This is a genomic window from Thermodesulfobacteriota bacterium (assembly GCA_039028315.1).
Taxonomy (GTDB): domain Bacteria; phylum Desulfobacterota_D; class UBA1144; order Nemesobacterales; family UBA2774; genus CR02bin9.
In genome coordinates this window covers 1-7,649 of record JBCCIH010000118.1, presented here as the reverse complement: position 1 = coordinate 7,649, position 7,649 = coordinate 1, and the positions used below count along the sequence as shown (strand labels likewise).

General features: G+C 40.9%; 11 protein-coding genes and 1 pseudogene. 5 read left to right on the top strand and 7 right to left on the bottom strand.

From position 1 onward, the window contains the following. From AAF462_08085 to AAF462_08070, 4 genes are all read left to right on the top strand, one after another. Positions 1-289 (top strand): Asd/ArgC dimerization domain-containing protein (locus tag AAF462_08085; protein MEM7009075.1); only part of this gene is annotated, 289 nt, incomplete at its 5' end. Further along, the gene (locus tag AAF462_08080; GenBank protein ID MEM7009074.1) at positions 289-837 is read left to right on the top strand and encodes a PH domain-containing protein; all 549 of its coding nucleotides are present in this window, start codon (positions 289-291) and stop codon (positions 835-837) included. The genes AAF462_08085 and AAF462_08080, both read left to right, overlap by 1 nt. Before the next feature lie 50 nt (positions 838-887). Continuing rightward, entirely contained in the window at positions 888-1,766 is an 879-nt protein-coding gene (gene dapA, locus AAF462_08075; protein ID MEM7009073.1) for a 4-hydroxy-tetrahydrodipicolinate synthase, read from the top strand. A 30-nt stretch (positions 1,767-1,796) separates the two neighbouring features. Then, positions 1,797-2,393, top strand: coding sequence for a ribonuclease HII (locus AAF462_08070; GenBank protein MEM7009072.1), 597 nt, complete (start codon positions 1,797-1,799; stop codon positions 2,391-2,393). 9 nt (positions 2,394-2,402) lie between these two features. Here the strand turns inward: AAF462_08070 and AAF462_08065 are convergent. Beyond that, a pseudogene (locus AAF462_08065) lies at positions 2,403-2,879 on the bottom strand (peptidylprolyl isomerase). A gap of 406 nt (positions 2,880-3,285) precedes the next feature. Here AAF462_08065 and AAF462_08060 point away from each other — a divergent pair. After that, a complete protein-coding gene (locus AAF462_08060) occupies positions 3,286-4,212 on the top strand; it encodes a TIGR03560 family F420-dependent LLM class oxidoreductase (protein MEM7009071.1) in 927 nt (308 codons plus the stop codon). An 11-nt stretch (positions 4,213-4,223) separates the two neighbouring features. Here AAF462_08060 and gldC read toward each other — a convergent pair whose 3' ends face one another. The 6 genes from gldC to AAF462_08030 all read right to left on the bottom strand — a co-directional run. Further along, positions 4,224-4,565: a gliding motility protein GldC gene (gene gldC / locus AAF462_08055; protein MEM7009070.1), complete on the bottom strand. Its 342-nt coding sequence runs from the start codon at positions 4,563-4,565 to the stop codon at positions 4,224-4,226. 129 nt (positions 4,566-4,694) lie between these two features. Beyond that, positions 4,695-4,838, bottom strand: coding sequence for a hypothetical protein (locus AAF462_08050; protein ID MEM7009069.1), 144 nt, complete (start codon positions 4,836-4,838; stop codon positions 4,695-4,697). Continuing rightward, on the bottom strand, positions 4,838-6,088 hold the full coding sequence (locus tag AAF462_08045; protein ID MEM7009068.1) for a hypothetical protein: 1,251 nt from the start codon (positions 6,086-6,088) through the stop codon (positions 4,838-4,840). The genes AAF462_08050 and AAF462_08045 overlap by 1 nt, the downstream gene beginning before the upstream one ends. Before the next feature lies 1 nt (position 6,089). Then, positions 6,090-6,740, bottom strand: a complete 651-nt coding sequence (locus AAF462_08040; GenBank protein MEM7009067.1) for a cytochrome c — start codon at positions 6,738-6,740, stop codon at positions 6,090-6,092. After that, positions 6,727-7,239: a DUF3341 domain-containing protein gene (locus AAF462_08035; GenBank protein MEM7009066.1), complete on the bottom strand. Its 513-nt coding sequence runs from the start codon at positions 7,237-7,239 to the stop codon at positions 6,727-6,729. Before AAF462_08035 ends, AAF462_08040 begins: the two co-directional genes overlap by 14 nt. Then, positions 7,236-7,649: hydrogenase (locus tag AAF462_08030; GenBank protein MEM7009065.1), on the bottom strand; the 414-nt coding region annotated here is incomplete at its 5' end. The genes AAF462_08030 and AAF462_08035, both read right to left, overlap by 4 nt.

Genomic DNA, 7,649 nt, shown 5'->3' with positions numbered 1-7,649 from the left:
GCACTCTGTTTCAGTAAACATCGAGACTGAAAAGAAAATTAGCGTGGATGAGGCAAAAGAGGCACTAAACAGTTTCCCAGGCGTTAGAGTCTTGGATAACCCGGGGGAGCTTCAGTATCCTATGCCAATAGATGTAGCAGGGATGGACGATTGTATAGTGGGCAGAATTAGGGAAGACTATACAGTAGAAAACGGTCTTAGCTTTTGGGTAGTAGGAGATCAGCTTAGAAAGGGCGCAGCGCTAAATGCTGTACAGATAGCTGAGCTTTTAATTGGAGATTACATATAATGGCAATTGTAAATGCGATAAAAGACTTTGTGGACAACCTGGTTACCCAAAATTACACAGAGCTGCCCGAGAGAATAAAAGTAGGTCTGGAAAAATATCTTAACGATAACGAGCTGATAATAATCACACTTTTGGATTACAGGGCTATATATAGAGCGCCCAAATTCATTGACAGCAACACCTATTTCAATTCCTGGTTCATACTCACAGATGAAAGAATAATAATTGCCAGAAACTCATCTCATTTTAAAAGGTTTAGAGATATACCGCTTAGAGATATCACTCAAATTTTCTATGAGCTGGAGCAGACAGAGCCTAAAATCACCATAACAACTCCCGGAAATGAAGATATTATAGAATTTATGAAGGCTGGCGCTGCCCATTGTGAAGATCTGGACAAGAAAATTGATTCAGCTATTGAGAGCGCAAAAACTCGTAAAGCAGCTATAAACGATGACTATATATCGTGCAGCAAATGCGGGAGCAAAGTACTTAGTAAAAGCAAATACTGTTCCGAGTGCGGAGCTAGACTGGATGCAATAGTCTAATTATTAATAAGAACAGTTCTCATAATTAACGAAAGCAGAGGAGATCCTAAATGATTCACGGCTCACTGGTGGCAATAGTAACGCCTTTTAAAAACGGCAAAATAGACGAGGATGCGCTCAGGGAATTAATAGAATTCCAAATAGAAAATGGCACGCACGGAATAGTGCCTTGCGGCACAACGGGCGAGTCTCCAACACTTTCACATGAAGAGCATGAATATGTAATTGAGCTCACAGTAAAAGCTGTGAATAAAAGGGTTCCGGTGATAGCCGGCACTGGTTCTAACAGCACAAAAGAAGCTATCAGACTCACAAGATTTGCAAAGGAAATAGGAGCAGACGGCGCGCTAGTAGTAGTTCCATACTACAACAAGCCTACTCAAGAGGGCCTATATCAACACTTTAAACAGATTGCAACCCAGGTAGATATACCTATCATCCTGTATAACATTCCCGGAAGATCGGTAGTTAATTTGGCACCTGAGACAATCGCTAGGTTAGCTTCAGACTTCAAGAACATAATTGGTGTAAAAGAGGCAGCCGGCTCTATCCCTCAGGCAAGTAAAATAATTGATCTTTGCGGAATGGATTTTGTGGTACTCTCTGGAGAGGATGCACTTAACTTTCCGCTTCTTACAATTGGCGCTAAGGGGTTTATTACAGTAACTGCCAATATAGCTCCAGGCGATGTTGCTGAGCTTTATAACAGCTTTGAAAGAGGGGAGTTTACGAGCGCAAGAGACCTTCACTACAAGCTAATGCCACTTAATGATTCTTTGTTTATTGAGACAAACCCCATACCAATAAAAGCAGCTTTAAGTATGATGGATAAAATAAAATATGAGTATAGACTGCCGCTTTCTGAGATGGATCCAGAGAATTATGAAAAATTAAAGAGCGCTCTTAAAGACTACGGACTTTTAAGCTAGCAATTCTTATTAGTAAATCAGGAGAGAGGATTGAGCCCGCCTAATTTAGACTACGAAAAACAAGTTTGGGCAAAGGGGAAAATACCTGCAGGGGTTGATGAAGCAGGAAGGGGGCCGCTAGCAGGACCAGTGGTGGCGGCAGCCGTGGTTCTTGCAGATGATTGTGAGATCTCTGGACTTGATGATTCAAAGAAGCTCTCACATTCTAAAAGAGAGAAAATCTTTGAAGAGATTCAGACTCTTGCACTTGCTTATGCTATTGGTATTGTAGAGCCAGAGGAAATAGATAGGGTCAATATATTACGGGCATCTTTGTTGGCAATGGAGATATCCGTAAAGAAACTAAAGACCAAACCTGATTATCTACTCATAGATGGAAATCAAAAGACTTCCCTGTTTTTAGTTCAGGAAACTATCGTCAAGGGTGATTCAAAATCATGCTCTATTGCGGCTGCATCAATATTGGCAAAAGTTACAAGGGATAAGATTATGGAAGAGTATCACATTAAATATCCCGAATATAATTTTAAAAGCCACAAAGGCTACCCTACAAAAGAACACTATGAAGCAATAAAGCAGCATGGCCCCTGCCCTATCCATAGAAAGACGTTCAGGGGCGTTTTGTAGTTCTATTTGCTATTCAACAATTTCTACAGTTTCTATAACAACCTGCTCATTTGGAATATCGCCAGGACCCGTAGAAACTTCAGCAATCGCATCCACGACTTCAATCCCTTCTACTACCGTTCCAAAAACCGCGTAGCCAAAATCTCTTTTGCCGTGATTTAGAAAGTCATTGTTCACGTGGTTTATGAAAAACTGTGAGGTGGCGCTATCTACCACACCTGTTCTGGCCATGGCGATTGTGCCTCTATCATTTTTAAGGCCGTTGTCAGCCTCATTTTTGATTGGCGCTTTTGTAGGCTTTTGCTGCATATCCGCTGTAAAACCACCGCCCTGTACCATAAAATTATCGATCACGCGGTGAAAGATAGTTCCGTCATAATATCCATCCTCAACATATGAAAGAAAATTATCTACCGAAATTGGAGCATTTTCTCTGTCCAGCTCAACCTTAATATCGCCTTTAGAAGTTTTTATAATTACCACTGGATTTCCTCCTTTGTTTTCTACTGCATCGTCATCAGAAGCTGGTTGTTCTGCAGTTTCTGTATCAGATGTATCATCATCTTTTGGAGCTTGGGCATCGGCATCTGTTGAATCTGTATCTGAAGAAGTCTCAGATGTGTCAGCCTGTGTTTGAGGCTCGCTCTTTGGCGCCTCATCTTGACTACAGCCGGATAATACCAGCACCGTTGGCATAAATAAAACCACTGTCATAATTAAAACATATTTGTAAAAATTTCTATGCATATAATAGCCTCCCTTAGGTTTCTCTCGGCCACTAAATTTATAGTATTAGCTATGTAGTGTCAAACTAATCGGATATAAGGATTTGATTCTATAATGACGAACTGTTAAATTGATTTCTCTAACTACGAGTAGATCAGGTGGGAATATGAGCAGAATAAAATTCGGCGTCATGATGCGCCAGCAAAAAATCGATTTTGCGCAAATAAGAGAAACTGCGGAGCTATGCGATCTTTTAGATTATCACAGCGTGTGGTTTTACGATCACATCTTAGGCATGGGCGCAATAGAGATGGACATTTACGAGGCCTGGACCTCGATGGCAGCCCTTCTAAGCACAACTGAGAAGCTAAGAGTGGGAACAATGGTACTGTGCAACTCCTTTAGGCCTCCCGCACTATTAGCAAAAATGGCCTCTACTTTAGACGTAATTAGTGATGGCCGAGTAGAGTTTGCAATGGGAGCGGGATGGTTTGAGTCAGAATACAAGGCCTATGGGTACGAGTTCCCTGACACTAAAACCAGAATAGAGCAGATGGCTGAAGCGGTGCAGATAATAAGAGCAATGTGGACCGAGGAGAAGCCGAGTTTTGAAGGTAACCACTACAGCATAAATGAAGCATACTGTAATCCTAAGCCTGTGCAAAACCCAATGCCAATCATGATTGGAGGAGCGGGAGAGAAATACCTATTAAGAGCAGTGGCAGAGCTCGCAGATGAATGGAACTGTCCTGCAAATCATGCTATGGCATACGATCATAAATTGGATGTACTTAAACGCCACTGCAGCGATCTTGGAAGGGATATAAATGATATAGCTATCTCACAGCAAACCGTATGCGTGATTGCGAAAGATGAGGCTGAGCTCGAAGAAAAACTTCAGAAGGGCCAGCGGCGCTACGGCTTTTTTGGTGATATTTCAAAATTCGGGATCGTTGGGACGCCTGATCAGTGTATAGAAAAGATTTTAGAGAATGAAAAAAAGGGTATCACTAAATACACAATCTTTTTCTCTGACATAATGAACCAGGATACGCTAAAATTCTTTGCCAAAGAGGTTATGTCAGCGTTCTAGGATATTAAGTGCTATGACTCGTTGGCTAACTCTTCTACCCTGATTGCAAAATCCTTGGCAAAATTGCGTATCATCCCAGATAATTCAGAGTTGTTAGTGGCTGTTTGAAAAGTGTCAGCCATTTTCATCAGTGTAAAGTAATAGTGCGCACTCATTTCGCCGACCTCCATCTTCTTGGTCCACAGGTCAATGCTCATCGTGTTTTTCTCAGACTTATCCCACATAGAGATAAGTAGAGACTCACAGGGTCTTAAACCGTCAAAATCCGCCTCAGTGGCACCCCAGAGTATTTCAGATGGCGAGTTATCTTCATCGAGTTTAACTACAAAGTTAATCTGTGCTTCTTTAGACATATTTCACTCCTATAATAGTCGCTGATTTAGAACCTAAAGTGCGAACGTACAAGTACAATACATTACCAGGGTTTTAAAGGAAATCTTCAGTATGCTATAAGAAATAATGGATTGATACTAACGGCACTACTACCAAGGAAGCTTATTCATAAGCGGCGCAATTTGAGGACCCAAGAAAGCAACAGTTGCAAGAAGGGTTAGGAAGCCTGCTACACCTAGGCAAATCCCTATGGTGACTCCCTTAGCTATTAAATCAAGGTGCTTTTCATCCATTAGTGGTGCCCTCCCGTTGCTTTACCGCCAAAGAACCTATCACCGTAAGGTATTGACGGGAATGTTCTCATGAACAATAAAAACATCATAACAAATGCACCCAAGAAACCAAGTGTAATTAATATTTGAGTGATACCTATATTTATAGTATTTGATAATGATGGAGATACAAGAACAATTTTATCAATCCACAGTCCTGTTAACGACACGCCAGCAATAAACACTACAATTGGTTTAACTATCTTATTCGTTCTAGGCATGAGTGAGAGGAACGGGAAGATAAATACACAAGTGAGTGTAGCCCAAGCTAGTGACTGAAACGGCTCTTCCTGAACTCTCTTTATCACAAAGGCTGCTGTCTCAGGCATGTTTGCGTACCAAATTGGTAGAAGCTGTGAGAAGAACATATAAACCCAAAATAGCGAAAAGCCCTGAAGGAGCTTGCCCATATCGTGATAATGTGTGTCTACAAGATATTCTTCCAAGCCTAGACGTCTTCTAAGCATAATTGATAGTACAATGGTGGATCCAAGAGCACCTAGGAAACCGCCCATAAAATAGTAGGGGCCAAAGAGTGTGCTGAAGAACAGAGGGTCAAGGGACATTATTAAATCCCAGGCAAAGAAGCTAAAAGTAAGTGCGAAGAAAATAATTACCGCTGGCGCAAACTGGCCAAGCCTCTTCCACATAATTGTTCTCTCATCTTCTCCTGACCATCCTGAGGCGATCCAAGCGCAGATCCCGTCTAATTTATCTCCATATCCGCCTAGATCCTGACGTAATGAATAGTAAAGATAAAAAGCGCTAAGTACTATTAGAATAGCAAACAATACGATATTTCTTGTGATTACAAAAGTCATATTAAGCCAAACATCTCTTGGATGATGGTAGTGTTCGGTTGCATAAGGCAGCACATAGTCTCTTCCTAAGAATACAATAATAAGAAGTACAAATGATATAGGAATGAAAGCACTAAGGCCCTCGCTTACTCTTAAAAGCGGCCGTGCCCATCTAGCATTTGTTATACGAAGTATACAGGAGAAAATAATTCCGGCCTGGGCTATTACTGTCCAGTATAGAAAGTTGATTAAAAATATTTCCCATGCGGCTTTTGCAGACTCTTCAGATCCCATAATGTTAAAGACAAAGGTCCCAAAACCAACTACGGCTAGAATTAGGAATAGGTATATAGACCAGATAGGAATCAGCGATCTTTTGGCTAGTATTTCTTCTCTAATGTGCTCATCCATCTTACTCAGCGCTCTCCTGTTGGGTGTTCTCAGATTCAGGTGATTCAGTATCAGCTGACTGCTCTGTATCTGAAGGTGGTTCTGCAGCTGTTTCCTTAACTGGATCGCCCTGCAGCTTTCTAACGTAATTCACAATGTCCCAAGCCTGATCTTCTGTAATACTCTCTCGGTAGCTAGGCATCATTACCTTTCCGCCGTATCTTATGTATGCATATATGTAGCCGTCTGTTCTAGCAATAACTCCAGGAGTTGTCAGGTTAAGAGGATAAAACCCTCTTTTAATAACTGGTCCGTCTCCTAGACCTTCCATACCGTGGCAAACATAACAGTATCTATTGTAGTATTTCTCGCCCTCATCAAGCGACTCTGGCGTGGAGGCAATCGGACTTTGTGTAATGTTTTCAAAATCTTCTCTAGGAAGCGGTTTTATCCTTAGTCCTGTGGTTGTTACTGAAAGAGCCGGATATATAACAGGCTCTTCATATGGAAGAATAGAAGGCTGAATCCACATATCATAAGACCATGGGAAAGCGTCGGCTTTAAGCGTACCCATCAATAATAATACAGGCAGTAGTAGCAGATAATATTTCTTATTTCTAAAAAACAATCCTGTCTTACCTCCTAGATATTCAAAACCTTTATATACCGTCAACTTTCACTTCCTCAGCGCCCTGAGCATTTAATATTTCCTGAGCTCCTTCAACGCCTTCTTTAGAACATTCAACCATAATGCCAAATTTATCCACTGAAAATCTGGCATCATACATAGATTTTGGAGCATCATTTCTAATTCTTGAGTTAATTAATAGACCCAAAAGTGTTGATAGCGCCCCCATTAAAATCGTAAGCTCAAATATAATCACCATAAATGGCGGAAGCGAAACAATCGGCTTTGCACTTACAGATATTGGCCAATCCGAAGACATAAGCACTGTGAATCCTACTCCGCAAGCTGCTCCTAGCATAGCTCCAAATAGTGTAAAAAATCTAACAGGGCTCTCCGGTACATCCATAACATCTTCAATTTCATGATTAGGAACTGGTGAGAATACCCTAAGCTTATTAAAACCTGCTTCTTTAAGCTTTTTAACCGTCTCCACGGTTACATCTACGTATGAGAATATTCCTAAAACGCCTTGTTTTTCGCTCATTGTGATTTTGCCTCCTTCTTAGGTACAGGCAATATTTCCTTCATCTCTGCAATTGAAACTGAAGGAAGGGTCTTTAAGAAAATTAAGAAGAACATAAAGAACCATGCAAAACTTCCAACGGTAATACCTATTTCAACCCATGAAGGCTTGTATATACCCCACGCCGCAGGATCAAATCCGCGTGATAGAGAAATCACGATAATGTTAAATCTTTCAAACCACATACCAATATTAATAAAGATTGAAATTATAAATAGGACTACTATGTTTTGCCTCATACTCTTAAACCAAAGAGGCAGAGGAATTAGTACGTTACATACAACCATTATCCAATAAAATAGTGCATACTCGCCCGTGGCCCTATAATAGAATTGATACCATTCAGCAGGAACACCGCTGTACCATGCCAT

Coding starts and splice junctions, on each gene's coding strand:
- AAF462_08080 (MEM7009074.1), top strand. CDS start 289: ATGGCAATTGTAAATGCGATAAAAGACTTTGTGGACAACCTGGTTACC.
- dapA (MEM7009073.1), top strand. CDS start 888: ATGATTCACGGCTCACTGGTGGCAATAGTAACGCCTTTTAAAAACGGC.
- AAF462_08060 (MEM7009071.1), top strand. CDS start 3,286: ATGAGCAGAATAAAATTCGGCGTCATGATGCGCCAGCAAAAAATCGAT.
- gldC (MEM7009070.1), bottom strand. CDS start 4,565: ATGTCTAAAGAAGCACAGATTAACTTTGTAGTTAAACTCGATGAAGAT.
- AAF462_08050 (MEM7009069.1), bottom strand. CDS start 4,838: ATGGATGAAAAGCACCTTGATTTAATAGCTAAGGGAGTCACCATAGGG.
- AAF462_08045 (MEM7009068.1), bottom strand. CDS start 6,088: ATGGATGAGCACATTAGAGAAGAAATACTAGCCAAAAGATCGCTGATT.
- AAF462_08035 (MEM7009066.1), bottom strand. CDS start 7,239: ATGAGCGAAAAACAAGGCGTTTTAGGAATATTCTCATACGTAGATGTA.